The sequence below is a fragment of the Ascidiimonas aurantiaca genome, assembly GCF_037646345.1.
Lineage (GTDB): Bacteria > Bacteroidota > Bacteroidia > Flavobacteriales > Flavobacteriaceae > Ascidiimonas > Ascidiimonas aurantiaca.
On the sequence record NZ_JBBEWR010000007.1, the window covers coordinates 97,856 to 114,899 of the forward strand.

The following is a 17,044-nucleotide window of genomic DNA, read 5'->3' on the forward strand; positions in this document are numbered from 1 at the left end:
TATGTTCAAACTATTTCGTTCAAAATTTTACCTTGCTTTATCATTGCTGGTTTTTGTTTTTGCTGCCGGTATTCTTGGGTATCGTATGCTTGCCGGTTATACATGGATCGATGCAGTTTATATGACCGTTATTACGGTTACAACTGTGGGGTATAGGGAAGTAGCGCCCGTGGATGATCAAACCAAGCTGTTTACCATTTTTTTGATTGTAACCAGTGTTTTTGTTTTTGCTTATGCTATAGCGATCATTACTGAGTATGTGCTCGCCCGAAGTTCATTTCACAATTTAAAAATACGTAAGATGAAAAGAAAAGTACGCCAATTAGAAAACCATGTAATTATTTGTGGTTTTGGAAGAAATGGTAAACAGGCAGCTTTAAAGTTAAAAGCCTACGGACGTTCTTTTGTAGTAATCGAGAAAGACAAAGAAATTATAGAAAGACACATGGAAGAAGTGCTTTTTGTTGAAGGAAATGCCAATGAGGATGATGTACTGGAAGAAGCAGGTATTAAAAAGGCCCAATATCTTATTTCTACGTTACCTAATGATTCAGATAATCTGTTTGTTGTCTTGTCATCCCGACAGTTGAACGATAAAATAAGTATTATAAGCAGAGCGTCACTGGAGACTTCACAACGAAAGCTTAAACTGGCAGGAGCCAATAAAACTATTATGCCCGACAAGATTGGAGGTGACCACATGGCTTCATTGATAATTATGCCAGATATTGTGGAGTTCATGAATCAACTATCTATTGAAGGCGGTAACAAAACCAACCTGGAAGAAGTGGGTATAGAATCATTCCCTGAAGAATTTAAAAATAAGTCTATAAAAGAAATTGATCTTCGCAGAAAAACAGGGTGTAATGTAATAGGGTATCGAAAGCCGGACGGGGAATATATAATTAATCCTGAAGCCGAAACTTTATTGCTTCCCGGTTCCAAAATTGTGGTACTTGGTCGTCCGGAACAAATCAAAAAATTGAATGATTTGTTCCATATTTAAGAGAATTATATTTAACGGGTAAAACTTGCCTACCAACCTTTTTTTTAAGATATTGGCGGCTGTTTAACTAAAGATAACAAAGAATTAACCAAACCTTTATTATGAGAAAAAAGATTTTCTCCACATTTACCATATTCAGTTTTCTGTTCATAAATGCGCAGGAACTTTCCGTAAAAGAGACGCTTACCAACCCGTCTAAAGAGATCAATGACGGAGTTATAACTCTGGAAGTAAGTGGTGGTGTTGAGCCATATACGTATAAATGGAGTAATCAAGGTACTTCTCTTTCTTCAAATAAAGCCAGTGGCTTAGTTGAGGGAATGCTTTATGAGGTAGTCATTACAGATGCCGGAGGAAATCAAATTATCAAAAAGTACGAAGTCCCCGCTGAAGCGATCACTGAAGTTTTTAATGGGACTATGAAACCTATTGTAGATGGAATAGGTTCCATTTTGTTTTGGGACCCTTTTGCGGCGATAGGTGTTTATGATCCTGTAATTCGTAATGATAAAGGTGCAGCCATTCTTCATCCCAACGGAGATGAAATGACCCGCCCGGTTCCATTTATTGTAATCTGGCTGGTAATTGGTGCTCTGTTTTTTACATTTCGTATGGGCTTCATAAATGTGAGAGGTTTTAAGCATGCCATACAATTGGCCCGAGGGCAGTATGACGAAGGAGACGCACCGGGGCAGGTAACTCATTTTCAGGCATTGGCCACGGCAGTTTCCGGTACGGTAGGACTTGGTAATATTGCCGGAGTGGCGGTAGCTATCTCCCTGGGAGGCCCCGGAGCTACATTTTGGATGATTGTAGCCGGACTTATCGGAATGTCTTCAAAATTCGTAGAGTGCACACTTGGTGTAAAATACAGAGATATTCTTCCCGATGGACGCGTTTTTGGAGGCCCTATGAACTATCTGGTAAAAGGATTGGGTGCTCAGGGTAAAGGAAAACTTGGGAAAGTACTGGCCTATATGTTTGCTGTATTGTGTATAGGCGCTTCGTTTGGTGGTGGTAATATGTTTCAGGCAAATCAGTCTTTTGAACAGCTTGAAGGGCAATTTTCATTTTTACAGGGTAACGGATTCTGGTTTGGTGTGATCACCGCAATACTCGTAGGCTCCGTAATAATAGGGGGTATAAAAAGTATAGCCAATGTTACCGGAAGGATCGTTCCCCTTATGGCTTCTATTTATGTAATATCGGCAGTTATTATAGTAGTGATGCACATTGAGAACGTAGGCTCTGCGTTTTCTGAGATCTTTTCAGGAGCCTTTGATCCCGGAGCTTTAAAAGGAGGTATTATTGGAGTATTGGTGGTAGGTTTTCAACGTGCTGCTTTCTCTAACGAAGCAGGAGTGGGTTCCGCCGCTATTGCACACTCTGCTGCAAAAACAAAACACCCGGTGTCAGAAGGTTTTGTAGCATTACTTGAGCCATTCATAGATACAGTTGTTGTATGTACTTTAACCGCACTGGTACTCATTTTTACCGGTTTTCATCAGGTAGATGGCCTTAGTGGGGCACAGTTAACCTCAGATGCTTTCGGAAGCGTTATCTCCTGGTTTCCTTACGTATTGGCAGCAGCGATATTCCTTTTTGCATTCTCAACCATGATCTCATGGTCATATTACGGCATGAGGGCCTGGACGTTTATCTTTGGAAAAAGTAAAAAAACAGAATTTGTTTATAAAATGTTGTTCCTTGTTTTTATAGTAATAGGAGCTTCTGTTGGGCTTGGTGCCGTACTTGACTTTTCAGATATGATGATCCTGGCCATGTCTTTTCCTAATATTATAGGTTTGTATCTCATGTCCGGTGAAGTGAAGACAGATCTCAATAGCTATTTGTCCAAGCTAAAAAACCGGCAATTATTCAGAAAATCAAAACCAGAAAAAGTGGGATAGTTAATCACCACTTTCATGATAATATGAAAATAGGATCCCGTTTGTTATTTCGTAAAAGAGAGAGAAACGGGATCTTCTTTTTATTGGTTTTTATTTTTTCAGGATATTTTATGGTATATATAACCCGGGGTTTCCGGGAAGGGCCTTTTGTGCGAACATTCACGAACATTTCTTCAGATACGATCCTGATCAGTGAAACCATACCATCAAAAAAAAACAGGGCCTACCAGTTTAATCCTAATTTCATTTCAGACGAAAAAGGGTACGAGCTGGGTATAAGTGTTGAGGCCCTTGATCGTTTTTTTCAATTTAGAGAAAAAGGTCTTTTTGTGAATTCACCCGAAGAATTCCAGAGAATCACAGGAATCACAGATTCTTTACTTGCTGCTTTGCGACCTGTTTTCAGGTTCCCGGTACGTTCCCGGCCCGTTTCCTTCCAGAATCTAAACTATCGGAATCTCGCCAAAAAGGAAAAAGCAGATCTCAATACAGTTGATACTACAATGCTGTCATCTGTTTATGGAGTAGGAAGCCGCCTGGCAAATCGTATTGTAAAGTATCGTACCTTTCTTGGAGGCTTTAGTGATGATTCCCAGCTCACAGAGGTATATGGCCTGAAAGAAGAGGTGGTCCAGCGCCTGCTCGAAAAATTTACAGTACGTTCTTTGCCAGAAATAAAGAAAATAAATATCAATATAGCTACGCTTCGGCAATTGAAAGGAATTCCTTATCTCAATGCACAAAGTGCTAAAATGATTTTGAAGTACAGATCGCAAACAGGAGAAATAAGAGATATTGATGAATTAACAAAAATACAAGGCTTTCCAGCAGAAAAAATTAAGAGAATTAAAGTATATTTGACGGTTAACTAAAATTGCTTTAGAAATGGATCTAGATGTTGTTGCGCAAATGAATTTTGATTATTCAGAAACCCAGCAAATGGTAGCAGCTTCGGCAAAAGAGTTTGCTGAAATGCATATACGTCCTTACGTAATGGAATGGGATGAATCACAGACATTTCCCGTAGAGGTTTTTAAAAAAGCCGGAGAAATGGGATTTATGGGTGTACTTGTTCCCGAACAATATGGAGGTTCCGGTTTGGGGTATCACGAATATATAGCCATAATAGAAGAAATATCTAAAGTTGACCCTTCCATAGGGTTGTCTGTGGCTGCTCATAACTCTCTCTGTACTAACCACATTCTTTCTTTTGGGAATGAAGAACAAAAAAGCAAATGGCTTCCAAAATTGGCTACGGCAGAGTTTATTGGAGCGTGGGGCCTGACCGAACACAATACCGGATCTGATGCAGGGGGAATGAATACTACCGCAGTTAAAGATGGAGATGATTGGGTGCTAAATGGGGCCAAGAACTTTATTACCCATGGTAAAAGCGGTGATATTGCCGTGGTGATTGTGCGTACGGGAGAGAAAGGTGATTCACGGGGGATGACTGCTTTTGTAGTAGAAAAAGGAACTCCCGGTTTTAGCAGTGGCAAAAAAGAAGATAAATTAGGCATGAGAGCCAGTGAAACGGCAGAACTTGTATTTGATAATTGCAGAATTCCAGATACTAACCGACTTGGAGAAATAGGAGAAGGGTTCATTCAATCCATGAAAATACTGGATGGAGGGCGTATTTCCATAGGAGCCCTTTCATTAGGTATCGCCAAAGGAGCCTATGAGGCCTCTGTTAAATACTCTAAAGAACGTGTGCAGTTTGGAAAACCTATTAGCCAGTTTCAGGGAATATCCTTTAAATTAGCCGACATGGCTACTGAAATTGAAGCATCTGAGTTGCTACTGCACAAAGCTGCTTTTGAAAAAAATGCAGGCAGGAATATGACCAAATTAAGTGCCATGTGTAAAATGTATGCTTCTGAAGTTTGTGTAAAAGTGGCAAACGAAGCTGTGCAAATACATGGAGGATATGGTTATACAAAAGATTTTCCGGTTGAAAAATATTACCGCGATTCCAAGCTTTGTACCATTGGAGAAGGAACTACCGAAATACAGAAAGTTGTGATCTCCAGAAATATTCTCAGGTAGTTGTGATTAAACCAAAAAAATAAAGAATAGAACTGAATCGCCTTTATGGCGATTTTTTTTGTATGTATTGTTTTTTAACATTCAAACGTTTTCGTGAGTAAGTGTGCCTGTTAATAGTTTTTTATGTGGTTTTTTTTGATAAAATTGAAAGAAATTTAAATCAATTATTATGAAAAAAAATTCTATTATCTGGATGCTGATGCTCCTTTTTACTTTTTGGAGCTGTGAAAATGAAGAGGTTCTTGCAGAGCAGGATCAAACGGATGCCATAAGTACAGAAGACCATTTATCTGATTCGAAAAAAGGAGATCTTACTGCGAGGTCTGTGGGTACCAAAGTGATGATGCAGGCATTTTACTGGAACGTTCCTTCAGGAGGTACCTGGTGGGATACAGTGAGTACCAAAATACCTGCCTGGAGCAGTGCAGGAATTGACGCTATATGGTTACCTCCTGTATCGAAGGCTATGAATGGACCGTTTTCAATGGGATACGATCCTTTTGATTATTACGATTTTGGGGACTATAATCAACAAGGCTCTCTGGAGACCCGTTTTGGATCACGAACCGAACTGGAAGCACTCATTACTGCCGCACATGCAAACAATATTAGCGTTATTGCCGATATTGTGCTAAATCACAACAGCGGAGGAGATTCTGAATTCAATATTTTTACAGGCACCAATACCTATACTGATTACAATCCGGCCTCCGGATTGTTTTACAGGTCGTCTTACGATTTTCACCCCAACGATGTAGCTCAAAATGATACCGGGGTTTTTGGAGGATTTCCCGACCTGAGCCATGTTAAACCTTATGTGCAGGATTGGTTATGGAAGCTACCCAACTCAGTAGCACAATATTATAAAAATGTTTTAGGCTTTGATGGCTGGCGCTTTGACTATGTTAAAGGCTTTGAGCCCTGGGTGGTAAAAGAATGGAAAAATACCGTAGGCGGTTTCTCAGTAGGGGAGTATTGGGACGGTAATGCCGCTACCCTGGAGTGGTGGGCCAATCAGGCAGAAGTATCTGCTTTTGACTTTGCCTGTTACTACCGTATGCGTGATGCTTTTGAGGGAAATGACCTTAATCAGTTAAATGTAGATATGCTGCTTAAGCGTAACCCTATGAGAGCGGTTACTTTTGTGGCGAACCACGATACCGATGAGATAATTAATGGTAAGTTATTAGCCTACGCATATATACTTACCCATGAAGGCTACCCCACTATTTTTTACAGAGATTATGAAGAATGGCTGGATAAGAATAAACTGAATAACCTTATATGGATACACAATAATCTTGTTTCCGGCAGTACTACCAATTTGTACACAGACAATGATGAGTACATAGCCAGAAGGAACGGAGGATCTGGTATAGTGGTGTATATCAACAATAGCAATAACTGGGATGAAAAATGGGTATCAACCAATTGGTCTGGAATACAAATTAAAGATTATACGGGTCACTCAAATTGGGAGCCGGTTACCGCTCAGGACGGCCGTGTTAAAATACAGGCACCCCCTAAGAGTTACACAGTCTGGTCAATAAAGTAATTTTTTTACTTCATTATTTAATAAAAAAGGCTATTTTTGCAGTCCTAAATGAGAGGAGGTGATAAAAGCATGTTAATTATACCTATTAAAGAAGGAGAGAACATAGACAGGGCTCTCAAGCGTTACAAAAGAAAATTTGACCGAACCGGTACAATGAGGCAACTTCGCAGCCGTCAACAGTTCACGAAACCATCTGTGGCGAGAAGAACTCAAATACAAAAGGCGCAATACATTCAAAGCCTCAGAGATCAGGAAGAAATTTAAGGTCTCTTAATATTACATAGAAAACCGTTAATACATAAAGTTTGTTAACTTTGATGATTAACGGTTTTTTTTATGTCTCCCGAATTATTTTTAAAATATCTTTCCTTAGAAAAAAATTATTCCCGGCACACCTGTACTGCTTATGGTAAAGATCTTTTCGAGTTCAGGGATTTTTGTACGGAAACGTTTGGTGAAGATTGTCTGGAAACCATACATTATTCTCAAATTCGAAGTTGGATCATACATTTGGTAGATTCAGGAGTATCCAATCGTACCATTAATCGAAAAATAGCTTCTTTGAAATCGTATTATAAATTTCTAAGGGTTAATAAGGTGATCGAGGTCAATCCGCTTGCGAGGCATAAAGCACTTAAAGTTTCCGAAAAACAGGAAGTTCCTTTCTCTCCGGACGATATGCGAAGAGTTTTTGATCTGTTTCAGGATGAAGATGATTTTGAGACTGTACGTGATATGCTTATTATAGAGCTTCTGTATGCTACAGGTATGAGAAGGGCCGAGCTTATAGGTTTGCAACTTGAAAATGTAGATCTAAACGCTGGTATGCTTAAGGTATTGGGGAAACGAAACAAGGAACGAATGATCCCGCTTTTACCGGAACTCTCGTCAAAGATACATCGTTACCTTGTGCATAGGGATTGTGTAATCACCAAGTATTCAGGCAATTATCTTCTTTTGTTGAAAAATGGAAATAAAATTTATGAAACGTTTGTTTATAGGGTAATTAATAATTATTTTAGTAAAGCATCCTCAAAAGTTAAAAAGAGTCCCCATGTTTTAAGGCATACTTTTGCGACTCATTTGCTTTCCCAGGGTGCAGATTTAAATTCGGTTAAGGAGCTTCTGGGTCATTCCAGTCTTGCCTCTACACAAGTATATACACATAATAGTATTTCAGAACTTAAAAAGGTACATAGCCGGTCACACCCCAGAAACAAAAAATAATAACCGTATGAGTAAAGTCTAATCTAAAACTAAATGTGATGAAAGTAAACACTCAATCTGTCAATTTTACAGTAGATCAAAAGCTTGTGAACTTCATTCAGAAAAGAATGGATAAACTAGATACTTTTTATGACAGAGTTATTCATTCTGATGTTTATCTCAAATTAGAGAATACCAGTAAAAAAGAAAATAAGCTGGTGGAGATTAAAGTGCATGTTCCCGGAGATGAGTTTATAGTCAAAAAACAGTGTAAAACTTTTGAAGAGGGTATTGATATGGCAACCGATTCTTTAGGCAGAGTGTTACTGAAAAGAAAAGAGAAATTGAGAGCTCATATTTAGCGGGAAAATTTTTTTAAAATTGTTTTGAATAATAAAATAAATCTATACATTTGCAGTCCGTTAGAAATAGCGGACTTTTTTTATGTTTTAAGCCGATATAGCTCAGTTGGCCAGAGCACGTGATTTGTAATCTCGGGGTCGTGGGTTCGAATCCCTCTATCGGCTCGAAAAAAAGAAAAATGCATCTAAAGTATGTTTTAGATAAAGTTCTGAAAATTAATGAATTATAATGAATGGGGAGATACTCAAGCGGCCAACGAGGACAGACTGTAAATCTGTTGGTTTTTACCTTCGCAGGTTCGAATCCTGCTCTCCCCACTGATCATGTTTTGTGATATTCAAGGTGAAGATTGCATAAAAATGCGATATCCTGGAAATTGACATGCTGAAAATAAATGCGGGAGTAGCTCAGTTGGTAGAGCGTCAGCCTTCCAAGCTGAATGTCGCGAGTTCGAATCTCGTCTCCCGCTCTACCGGAGTGTTGTGCTTAGTAGCAAGCATTCTTTTGATGGTTTCTTAAACTGTCAAATCGCCGATGTAGCTCAGGGGTAGAGCGTTTCCTTGGTAAGGAAGAGGTCACGGGTTCAATTCCCGTCATTGGCTCGCGTTGAGTTTAAATTTGAACACTAATATATAACTAAGATTAAAATTAATTAAATCATGGCAAAGGAAACTTTTGATCGTTCCAAACCCCACCTAAATATTGGTACTATTGGACACGTGGATCACGGAAAAACCACGTTAACTGCCGCGATTACTAAAGTACTGGCTGATAAAGGTCTTTCTGCGGTAAGAGATTTCGCGTCTATTGATAACGCTCCTGAAGAAAAAGAAAGAGGTATTACCATTAATACTTCTCATGTTGAGTATCAAACAGAGAAGCGTCACTATGCGCACGTTGACTGTCCTGGTCACGCCGATTATGTAAAGAACATGGTTACCGGTGCTGCTCAGATGGACGGTGCTATTCTTGTAGTAGCTGCGACTGATGGTCCTATGCCTCAGACTCGTGAGCACATCCTTCTTGGTCGTCAGGTTGGAGTGCCAAGAATCGTGGTTTTCATGAATAAAGTGGATATGGTTGACGATCCTGAGCTTTTAGAGCTTGTAGAGATGGAGATCCGTGAGCTACTTAGCTTTTATAATTATGACGGTGATAATGGTCCTGTAGTACAAGGTTCCGCTTTGGGTGCTTTGAACGGAGAAGACAAGTGGGTTGATACAGTTATGGAGCTTATGAATGCTGTAGATGAGTGGATCGAGCTTCCTCAGCGTGATATCGATAAAGATTTCCTTATGCCCGTTGAAGATGTATTTACCATTACAGGTCGTGGTACCGTAGCAACCGGACGTATCGAAACAGGTGTTGCACGTACCGGAGATGCTGTTGATATCATCGGTATGGGTGCCGAAAAACTTTCTTCTACCATTACAGGTGTTGAGATGTTTAGAAAGATACTTGACAGAGGTGAGGCCGGAGATAACGTAGGTATCCTTTTAAGAGGTATAGAAAAATCGGATATTAAAAGAGGTATGGTTATTTGTAAGCCTGGCTCTGTAACCCCACATGCCAAGTTTAAGGCAGAGGTGTATATCCTTAAAAAAGAAGAAGGTGGTCGTCACACGCCATTCCACAATAACTACCGTCCTCAGTTCTACGTACGTACAACTGACGTAACAGGAACAATTACACTTCCTGAAGGAGTTGAGATGGTAATGCCTGGTGATAACCTTACCATTACAGTTGACCTTCTTCAGCCTATTGCACTTAACGTTGGTTTACGTTTTGCGATCCGTGAAGGAGGTAGAACGGTAGGTGCTGGTCAGGTTACTGAAATTCTTGACTAAAAAGAATTAGATCTTAATAGGAGGTGTCCGTCCTTTGGGCGGATACCTTTCCATATGAATACGGGTGTAGCTCAGTTGGTAGAGCACTGGTCTCCAAAACCAGGTGTCGGGAGTTCGAGTCTCTCCTCCCGTGCAAAGAAAAGTATATGGGAATTATTAATTATGTAAAAGAGTCTTTTGACGAATTAAGGTCAAATGTCACATGGCCTACCTGGGCCGAGGGGCAAAACCTTATGGTTCTTGTGGCAGTGTTTTCGGTATTGTTCTCGCTGGCTATCTGGGGGGTTGACTCCGGTTTTGTGAAACTCATTGGTCTTTATTTTGATGTAATCAACTAATATTACTAATTCAGGGAGAATGGCAGAAGCATTGGTGAAAAATTGGTATGTAGTACGGGCTGTGAGCGGCCAGGAAAATAAGGTGAAATCTTATATAGAAAATGAGATCGCCAGACTTGGCTATTCTGATTATGTTGATGAGGTGCTTGTGCCTACTGAAAAGGTAGTTCAGATCAGGAACGGAAAAAAAATTAATAAAGAACGCGTTTATTTTCCCGGATATGTTATGGTGAAGGCCAATCTGGGAGGTGAGATCGCTCACGTTATAAAGTCTATTACCGGAGTAATTGGATTTCTTGGAGAAGTAAAAGGGGGAGATCCGGTGCCTCTGCGTAAATCAGAAGTAAACAGAATGCTTGGCAAGGTAGATGAATTGTCAGTAAAAGCAGATAATGTTGCCATACCTTACATTATAGGAGAAACAGTAAAGGTAATAGATGGGCCCTTTAATGGTTTTAACGGTACTGTAGAAAAAATTAATGAAGAGAAACGTAAGCTTGAAGTGATGGTGAAGATATTTGGAAGAAAGACCCCATTAGAGCTTAGTTATATGCAGGTGGAGAAAGTTTAATATCCACTTTTTTAGTAGTTGAGAGTATAGAAGTGTGTGCTTCCGTTTATACACACTTTAATTATAAATTTAGTTTTAAACAATGGCAAAAGAAGTAAGTAAAGTAGTTAAACTACAAGTTAGGGGAGGTGCTGCGAATCCGTCGCCACCGGTTGGACCCGCTTTAGGTGCTGCCGGAGTTAACATTATGGAGTTCTGTAAGCAGTTTAATGCAAGAACTCAGGACAAGCCCGGTAAGGTCTTGCCGGTTGTTATCACCGTGTATAAAGATAAGTCTTTCGACTTTGTTGTAAAGACACCACCTGCGGCAGTTCAGCTATTGGAAGCGGCTAAGATTAAAAGTGGTTCCGGAGAGCCTAACCGTAAGAAAGTAGGTAGTATTACCTGGGATCAGGTAAAAACTATCGCAGAAGACAAAATGCAGGACCTTAATGCATTTACCGTAGAATCAGCAATGAGTATGGTAGCGGGTACTGCAAGATCAATGGGATTAACGGTTTCAGGTGACAAGCCTTTTTAAATCTTAAAAGAAACGGAAATGGCAAAATTAACTAAGAAGCACAAAGAGGCTCTATCTAAAATAGACAGAAATAAGCTGTATTCAGTAAATGAAGCTTCTGCGCTTGTAAAAGAAATAACCAACGTTAAGTTTGATGCATCAGTAGATCTTGCAGTACGATTAGGCGTTGACCCCCGAAAAGCCAATCAAATGGTAAGGGGTGTTGTTACCCTTCCTCACGGAACCGGTAAGGATGTGAAAGTACTGGCACTGGTAACACCAGATAAAGAAGGTGAAGCAAAAGAAGCGGGTGCCGATTATGTAGGTCTGGATGAATATCTTCAAAAAATTAAAGATGGCTGGACCGATGTAGATGTTATTATAACCATGCCTAGCGTAATGGGTAAATTAGGACCCCTTGGTAGAATATTAGGCCCCAGAGGCTTAATGCCTAACCCAAAAACGGGAACTGTAACTATGGATGTTGCAAAAGCAGTCTCTGAAGTAAAGGCGGGTAAAATAGATTTTAAAGTAGATAAGACAGGAATCGTTCATGCTTCCATTGGTAAATCATCCTTCACTCCTGAAAAGATTGCCGGGAATGCCAACGAGCTTATCCAAACATTAATAAAACTAAAACCAACTGCAGCCAAAGGTACTTATATTAAAAGCATTTATATGTCCAGTACTATGAGTCCCAGTGTGCCGGTAGATCCTAAAGCAGTATAATTGGTAGTTAATAATTTATAATCATGACTAGAGAAGATAAATCAACGGTAATAAAAGATTTAACTGCACAGTTAACCGATAATTCTACTATCTACCTTGCAGATATTTCCGGTTTGAATGCTACTGCGACTTCTAATTTGAGAAGAGCCTGTTTTAAAGCAGATATTAAGCTTGCCGTAGTAAAGAATACATTACTGGCGAAAGCTATGGAAGCTTCCGATAAAGATTTTGGAGAGTTACCGTCGGTTTTAAAGGGAAACACTTCATTGTTGTTTTCAACTACCGGTAATGCTCCTGCTAAACTTATTAAGGATTTCCGAAAAAAATCAGAGAAACCTTTGTTAAAAGGCGCTTTTATTGAAGAAGCCATTTTCATTGGAGATGATCAACTGGAAAACCTGGTAAATATAAAATCTAAGGAAGAAGTTATTGGAGATATTGTACTCCTACTTCAATCGCCTGCTAAAAACGTGATTTCTGCCCTCAAATCAGGAGGTGGTAAACTGGCAGGTATCCTGAAGACTTTATCAGAAAAATAAACTTTGTACGCACTATAATATTTATATATTTAAAATTAAAACGATAGAAAAATGGCAGATTTAAAAGAATTCGCAGAACAATTAGTTAACCTTACTGTTAAAGAAGTTAATGAGTTAGCGGATATATTGAAAGAAGAATATGGTATAGAGCCTGCTGCAGCTGCAGTAGCCGTAGCCGGTGTAGCTGGTGCTGCCGGTGGAGGTGAAGCTGCTGAAGAAAAGACTGAGTTTGACGTAATCCTTAAAGCAGCTGGAGGTTCTAAACTGGCAGTTGTAAAACTGGTTAAAGAACTTACAGGTCTTGGTCTTAAAGAGGCTAAAGATATTGTTGACGGTGCTCCTACCGCAGTAAAAGAAGGCATTTCTAAAGATGAGGCCGAAGGTCTTAAAAAGTCTCTAGAAGAAGCCGGAGCAGAGGTAGAGCTTAAATAAGCTTGCCAGGCTTCAAAAACTTGGTTTAGGTCTTAGGAAAGTATCCTCAAGGCCTAAACCCTTTTGCGTATATAAACAATATGTACGTTTTACCTTTTTATTGTAATCAAAATTTTGTCCATTGATGTTCACAAATCAGACTGAAAGATTAAATTTTGCCTCCGCCAAGAATACGCCGGAATATCCCGACTTCTTGGACATTCAGATCAAGTCTTTCCAGGATTTTTTTCAACTGGAAACCAAACCTGAAGAAAGAGGTGACGAAGGTCTTTATAACACCTTCATGGAGAACTTCCCAATCACTGATGCACGTAACCAATTTGTACTGGAGTTTTTAGATTATTTTGTGGATCCACCAAGATATTCTATCCAGGAATGTATAGAGAGAGGGCTTACCTATAGCGTACCCCTGAAAGCGAGACTAAAACTTTACTGCACTGATCCGGAGCATGAAGATTTTGAGACGATCGTTCAGGATGTTTATCTGGGTACCATACCTTATATGACGCCTAGCGGTACTTTTGTAATCAATGGTGCAGAACGGGTAGTAGTTTCACAGTTACACCGCTCACCCGGTGTTTTCTTTGGGCAGTCGTTTCACGCAAACGGCACCAAATTATATTCGGCCAGAGTAATTCCTTTCAAAGGTTCCTGGATCGAGTTTGCTACAGATATTAACAGCGTTATGTACGCGTATATTGACCGGAAAAAGAAATTACCGGTAACCACGCTTTTTAGAGCGATCGGATTTGAAAGAGATAAAGATATACTCGAGATATTTGATCTTGCAGAGGAAATTAAAGTGTCCAAAACAGGATTAAAAAAAGTGCTGGGAAGAAAACTCGCAGCGAGGGTATTAAACACATGGCATGAAGATTTCGTTGATGAAGATACCGGAGAAGTAGTATCTATTGAGCGTAACGAAATTATTCTTGATCGTGATACTATTCTTGACAAAGAACATTTAGATGAAATATTAGAGGCTGATGTTAAAACGATACTTCTTCACAAAGAAGAAAATCAGTCTGCTGATTATGCGATCATTCACAATACACTGCAAAAAGACCCTACCAACTCTGAAAAAGAAGCAGTAGAGCATATTTACAGACAATTACGTAATGCAGAACCGCCTGATGAAGAAACGGCAAGAGGAATTATTGATAAACTTTTCTTCTCAGACCAGCGTTATAATCTGGGAGATGTAGGGCGTTACCGTATGAATAAAAAGCTGGGGCTTAATATTGATATGGATAAGCAGGTGCTTACTAAAGAAGATATCATTACAATTGTTAAGTACCTAATAGAACTTATTAATTCAAAAGCTGAGATAGATGATATTGACCACCTGTCTAACCGAAGAGTAAGAACCGTAGGTGAACAACTTTCAGCCCAGTTTGGAGTAGGTCTGGCAAGAATGGCCCGAACCATAAGAGAGCGTATGAATGTAAGGGACAATGAGGTATTTACACCTATTGACCTTATCAATGCTAAAACATTATCATCGGTTATCAACTCGTTCTTTGGCACCAACCAGCTCTCTCAGTTCATGGATCAGACAAACCCATTGGCAGAGATCACTCACAAAAGAAGACTTTCTGCTTTAGGGCCTGGAGGTCTTTCCCGTGAAAGAGCAGGTTTTGAAGTGCGTGACGTTCACTATACCCACTATGGCCGTTTGTGTCCTATAGAAACACCAGAAGGACCCAACATTGGTTTAATATCCTCATTAAGTGTGTTTGCTAAGGTAAATACCATGGGCTTTATAGAAACGCCTTACCGCAAAGTTGAGAACGGTAAAGTAAACCTTGATGAAATTATATACCTGAGTGCCGAGGAAGAAGAAGAAAGACTCATCGCTCAGGCCAATATACCTTTAAACAAAGAAGGATCTATTGAAAGTGATAAAGTGATTGCCAGAGATGAAGGAGACTTCCCGGTAGTAGAGCCCAATCAGGTAGATTATACCGATGTGGCCCCTAACCAGATTGCTTCTATATCTGCATCGCTTATTCCTTTCCTTGAGCATGATGATGCCAACCGTGCACTTATGGGCTCTAACATGATGCGACAGGCCGTGCCATTACTTCGTCCTGATTCACCCATTGTAGGTACCGGTCTGGAACGCAGAGTAGCATCCGATTCCAGAGTACTCATTAACTCAGAAGGAAACGGCCAGGTAGAATACGTAGATGCCAATAAGATCACTATAAAATATGATCGTTCTGAAGATGAGAAACTAGTAAGTTTTGAAGATGATTCAAAAACCTACGAGCTTATAAAATTCAGAAAAACCAATCAGGGTACATCAATCAACCTAAAACCTATTGTTAAAAAAGGAGATCGGGTTGAAAAAGGACAAGTTCTTTGTGAGGGGTATGCCACCCAGCAGGGAGAACTTGCTCTGGGTAGAAACCTGCAGGTAGCCTTTATGCCCTGGAAGGGATATAACTTTGAAGATGCTATTGTAATCTCTGAAAAAGTGGTTAGAGAAGATATTTTTACCTCTATCCATATTGATGAGTACTCATTGGAAGTAAGGGATACCAAACTTGGTGCTGAAGAGCTTACCAATGATATTCCCAACGTTTCAGAAGAAGCTACCAAAGACCTGGATGAGTACGGTATGATCAGGGTTGGTGCAGAAGTTAAACCAGGGGATATTCTTATCGGTAAGATCACTCCAAAGGGAGAATCAGACCCGACACCAGAAGAAAAACTGCTTCGTGCCATTTTTGGAGATAAAGCGGGTGATGTAAAAGATGCATCTCTTAAAGCATCTCCTTCTTTGAATGGAGTAGTAATAGACAAAAAACTCTTTTCCAGAGCAATAAAAGATAAGCGTAAGCGGGCAAAAGATAAAGAAGACGTTACTAAGCTCGAGATGCAGTACGCTACCAAATTTGAGCAGTTAAAAGATGTGCTCATTGAGAAATTATTTGCCATTGTAAATGGTAAGACCTCTCAGGGAGTTATGAATGATCTTGGGGAAGAAGTACTTCCTAAAGGTAAGAAATACACCCTTAAAATGCTTCATGCGGTAGAAGATTTTGCACACTTGATCTCAGGGAGCTGGACTACTGATGAGAATGCTAATGAGCTGGTAGCGGATCTGTTACACAATTACAAGATTAAATTAAATGACCTTCAGGGGGCCTTGCGAAGAGATAAGTTCACCATTTCGGTAGGAGATGAATTACCTGCCGGTATTATGAAGCTTGCGAAAGTATATATCGCTAAGAAACGTAAGCTGAAAGTAGGTGATAAAATGGCAGGGCGTCACGGAAACAAAGGTATTGTGGCCCGTATCGTAAGAGAAGAAGACATGCCTTTCCTTGAAGACGGAACACCGGTGGACATTGTACTGAATCCGCTTGGGGTACCTTCCCGTATGAATATCGGACAGATCTATGAAACCGTATTGGGGTGGGCAGGCCAGAAACTAGGCAAGAAATTCGCAACACCTATATTTGACGGGGCTTCTCTGGATCAGATAAACTCCCTTACAGACGAGGCCGGTATTCCTAGATTCGGACATACATATCTGTATGATGGAGGCACAGGAGAGCGTTTTGACCAGGCAGCAACCGTTGGTGTGATCTATATGCTTAAACTGGGTCACATGGTAGATGACAAAATGCACTCCAGATCTATCGGTCCTTACTCGCTTATTACTCAGCAACCTCTGGGTGGAAAAGCACAGTTTGGAGGACAGCGTTTTGGAGAAATGGAAGTATGGGCGCTCGAGGCATATGGTGCTTCAAGTACCCTGCGTGAGATCCTTACCGTAAAATCAGATGATGTTATAGGTAGAGCAAAAACCTATGAGTCTATCGTGAAAGGAGAATCCATGCCAGAGCCTGGATTACCAGAATCGTTCAATGTATTGATGCATGAACTTAAAGGTCTTGGATTAGACATTAGACTGGAAGAATAACAGGCAGGGGAGTAATACCCCTGCTTTACACCTTTTTACATACTTAAAATTCATTATCACCATATA

General features: G+C 40.0%; 16 protein-coding genes and 5 tRNA genes. All 21 read left to right on the forward strand.

The features are described from left to right. The first annotated feature begins 1 nt into the window (after window position 1). The 21 genes from WAO84_RS09265 to rpoB all read left to right on the forward strand — a co-directional run bounded on the left by WAO84_RS09265 (window position 2) and on the right by rpoB (window position 16,978). The gene (locus tag WAO84_RS09265; RefSeq protein ID WP_340065306.1) at window positions 2–1,006 is read left to right on the forward strand and encodes a potassium channel family protein; all 1,005 of its coding nucleotides are present in this window, start codon (window positions 2–4) and stop codon (window positions 1,004–1,006) included. A gap of 101 nt (window positions 1,007–1,107) precedes the next feature. Continuing rightward, complete coding sequence (locus WAO84_RS09270; protein ID WP_340065307.1) at window positions 1,108–2,916, forward strand: amino acid carrier protein; 1,809 nt, start codon at window positions 1,108–1,110, stop codon at window positions 2,914–2,916. Window positions 2,917–2,939: 23 nt separating this feature from the next. Beyond that, on the forward strand, window positions 2,940–3,788 hold the full coding sequence (locus tag WAO84_RS09275) for a ComEA family DNA-binding protein (protein WP_340065308.1): 849 nt from the start codon (window positions 2,940–2,942) through the stop codon (window positions 3,786–3,788). A 37-nt stretch (window positions 3,789–3,825) separates the two neighbouring features. Further along, the gene (locus WAO84_RS09280) at window positions 3,826–4,965 is read left to right on the forward strand and encodes an acyl-CoA dehydrogenase family protein (RefSeq protein ID WP_340065332.1); all 1,140 of its coding nucleotides are present in this window, start codon (window positions 3,826–3,828) and stop codon (window positions 4,963–4,965) included. 169 nt (window positions 4,966–5,134) lie between these two features. After that, complete coding sequence (locus WAO84_RS09285) at window positions 5,135–6,520, forward strand: alpha-amylase (RefSeq protein ID WP_340065310.1); 1,386 nt, start codon at window positions 5,135–5,137, stop codon at window positions 6,518–6,520. Between the two features lie 69 nt (window positions 6,521–6,589). Continuing rightward, the gene (gene rpsU / locus WAO84_RS09290; protein WP_340065312.1) at window positions 6,590–6,784 is read left to right on the forward strand and encodes a 30S ribosomal protein S21; all 195 of its coding nucleotides are present in this window, start codon (window positions 6,590–6,592) and stop codon (window positions 6,782–6,784) included. Window positions 6,785–6,856: 72 nt separating this feature from the next. Further along, window positions 6,857–7,747, forward strand: a complete 891-nt coding sequence (locus WAO84_RS09295; RefSeq protein WP_340065313.1) for a tyrosine-type recombinase/integrase — start codon at window positions 6,857–6,859, stop codon at window positions 7,745–7,747. Window positions 7,748–7,785: 38 nt separating this feature from the next. Further along, window positions 7,786–8,088, forward strand: coding sequence for a ribosome hibernation-promoting factor, HPF/YfiA family (gene hpf / locus WAO84_RS09300; protein WP_340065314.1), 303 nt, complete (start codon window positions 7,786–7,788; stop codon window positions 8,086–8,088). A 91-nt stretch (window positions 8,089–8,179) separates the two neighbouring features. Continuing rightward, window positions 8,180–8,253 (forward strand) — tRNA-Thr (locus tag WAO84_RS09305). A 70-nt stretch (window positions 8,254–8,323) separates the two neighbouring features. Further along, window positions 8,324–8,406 (forward strand) — tRNA-Tyr (locus WAO84_RS09310). Between the two features lie 79 nt (window positions 8,407–8,485). Beyond that, window positions 8,486–8,558 (forward strand) — tRNA-Gly (locus tag WAO84_RS09315). Between the two features lie 61 nt (window positions 8,559–8,619). Continuing rightward, a tRNA-Thr gene (locus tag WAO84_RS09320) sits at window positions 8,620–8,691 on the forward strand. 57 nt (window positions 8,692–8,748) lie between these two features. After that, the gene (gene tuf / locus WAO84_RS09325) at window positions 8,749–9,936 is read left to right on the forward strand and encodes an elongation factor Tu (RefSeq protein WP_340065315.1); all 1,188 of its coding nucleotides are present in this window, start codon (window positions 8,749–8,751) and stop codon (window positions 9,934–9,936) included. 60 nt (window positions 9,937–9,996) lie between these two features. After that, window positions 9,997–10,069: transfer RNA gene (locus WAO84_RS09330), tRNA-Trp, on the forward strand. Between the two features lie 13 nt (window positions 10,070–10,082). Then, window positions 10,083–10,274, forward strand: a complete 192-nt coding sequence (gene secE, locus WAO84_RS09335; protein WP_340065316.1) for a preprotein translocase subunit SecE — start codon at window positions 10,083–10,085, stop codon at window positions 10,272–10,274. A 19-nt stretch (window positions 10,275–10,293) separates the two neighbouring features. Further along, on the forward strand, window positions 10,294–10,845 hold the full coding sequence (gene nusG, locus WAO84_RS09340; protein WP_340065317.1) for a transcription termination/antitermination protein NusG: 552 nt from the start codon (window positions 10,294–10,296) through the stop codon (window positions 10,843–10,845). Between the two features lie 82 nt (window positions 10,846–10,927). Then, window positions 10,928–11,365 carry a 50S ribosomal protein L11 gene (gene rplK, locus WAO84_RS09345; protein ID WP_340065318.1) on the forward strand — a complete coding sequence of 146 codons (438 nt, stop codon included), beginning with the start codon at window positions 10,928–10,930 and terminating at the stop codon, window positions 11,363–11,365. Window positions 11,366–11,383: 18 nt separating this feature from the next. Then, window positions 11,384–12,073: a 50S ribosomal protein L1 gene (gene rplA / locus WAO84_RS09350; protein ID WP_340065320.1), complete on the forward strand. Its 690-nt coding sequence runs from the start codon at window positions 11,384–11,386 to the stop codon at window positions 12,071–12,073. Window positions 12,074–12,096: 23 nt separating this feature from the next. Beyond that, on the forward strand, window positions 12,097–12,612 hold the full coding sequence (gene rplJ / locus WAO84_RS09355) for a 50S ribosomal protein L10 (protein ID WP_340065321.1): 516 nt from the start codon (window positions 12,097–12,099) through the stop codon (window positions 12,610–12,612). Window positions 12,613–12,663: 51 nt separating this feature from the next. Beyond that, on the forward strand, window positions 12,664–13,044 hold the full coding sequence (gene rplL, locus WAO84_RS09360) for a 50S ribosomal protein L7/L12 (RefSeq protein ID WP_340065322.1): 381 nt from the start codon (window positions 12,664–12,666) through the stop codon (window positions 13,042–13,044). 124 nt (window positions 13,045–13,168) lie between these two features. Continuing rightward, window positions 13,169–16,978 carry a DNA-directed RNA polymerase subunit beta gene (rpoB, locus tag WAO84_RS09365; RefSeq protein ID WP_340065323.1) on the forward strand — a complete coding sequence of 1,270 codons (3,810 nt, stop codon included), beginning with the start codon at window positions 13,169–13,171 and terminating at the stop codon, window positions 16,976–16,978. Window positions 16,979–17,044 lie beyond the last annotated feature (66 nt).

Excerpts from the sequence above, each read along its gene's own strand:
- WAO84_RS09280 (WP_340065332.1), top strand. The coding sequence starts at position 3,826 with ATGAATTTTGATTATTCAGAAACCCAGCAAATGGTAGCAGCTTCGGCA.
- rplJ (WP_340065321.1), top strand. The coding sequence starts at position 12,097 with ATGACTAGAGAAGATAAATCAACGGTAATAAAAGATTTAACTGCACAG.
- rplA (WP_340065320.1), top strand. The coding sequence starts at position 11,384 with ATGGCAAAATTAACTAAGAAGCACAAAGAGGCTCTATCTAAAATAGAC.
- secE (WP_340065316.1), top strand. The coding sequence starts at position 10,083 with ATGGGAATTATTAATTATGTAAAAGAGTCTTTTGACGAATTAAGGTCA.
- WAO84_RS09285 (WP_340065310.1), top strand. The coding sequence starts at position 5,135 with ATGAAAAAAAATTCTATTATCTGGATGCTGATGCTCCTTTTTACTTTT.
- WAO84_RS09295 (WP_340065313.1), top strand. The coding sequence starts at position 6,857 with ATGTCTCCCGAATTATTTTTAAAATATCTTTCCTTAGAAAAAAATTAT.
- WAO84_RS09275 (WP_340065308.1), top strand. The coding sequence starts at position 2,940 with ATGAAAATAGGATCCCGTTTGTTATTTCGTAAAAGAGAGAGAAACGGG.
- rplK (WP_340065318.1), top strand. The coding sequence starts at position 10,928 with ATGGCAAAAGAAGTAAGTAAAGTAGTTAAACTACAAGTTAGGGGAGGT.
- hpf (WP_340065314.1), top strand. The coding sequence starts at position 7,786 with ATGAAAGTAAACACTCAATCTGTCAATTTTACAGTAGATCAAAAGCTT.
- rplL (WP_340065322.1), top strand. The coding sequence starts at position 12,664 with ATGGCAGATTTAAAAGAATTCGCAGAACAATTAGTTAACCTTACTGTT.
- nusG (WP_340065317.1), top strand. The coding sequence starts at position 10,294 with ATGGCAGAAGCATTGGTGAAAAATTGGTATGTAGTACGGGCTGTGAGC.
- tuf (WP_340065315.1), top strand. The coding sequence starts at position 8,749 with ATGGCAAAGGAAACTTTTGATCGTTCCAAACCCCACCTAAATATTGGT.
- WAO84_RS09265 (WP_340065306.1), top strand. The coding sequence starts at position 2 with ATGTTCAAACTATTTCGTTCAAAATTTTACCTTGCTTTATCATTGCTG.
- rpoB (WP_340065323.1), top strand. The coding sequence starts at position 13,169 with ATGTTCACAAATCAGACTGAAAGATTAAATTTTGCCTCCGCCAAGAAT.
- WAO84_RS09270 (WP_340065307.1), top strand. The coding sequence starts at position 1,108 with ATGAGAAAAAAGATTTTCTCCACATTTACCATATTCAGTTTTCTGTTC.
- rpsU (WP_340065312.1), top strand. The coding sequence starts at position 6,590 with ATGTTAATTATACCTATTAAAGAAGGAGAGAACATAGACAGGGCTCTC.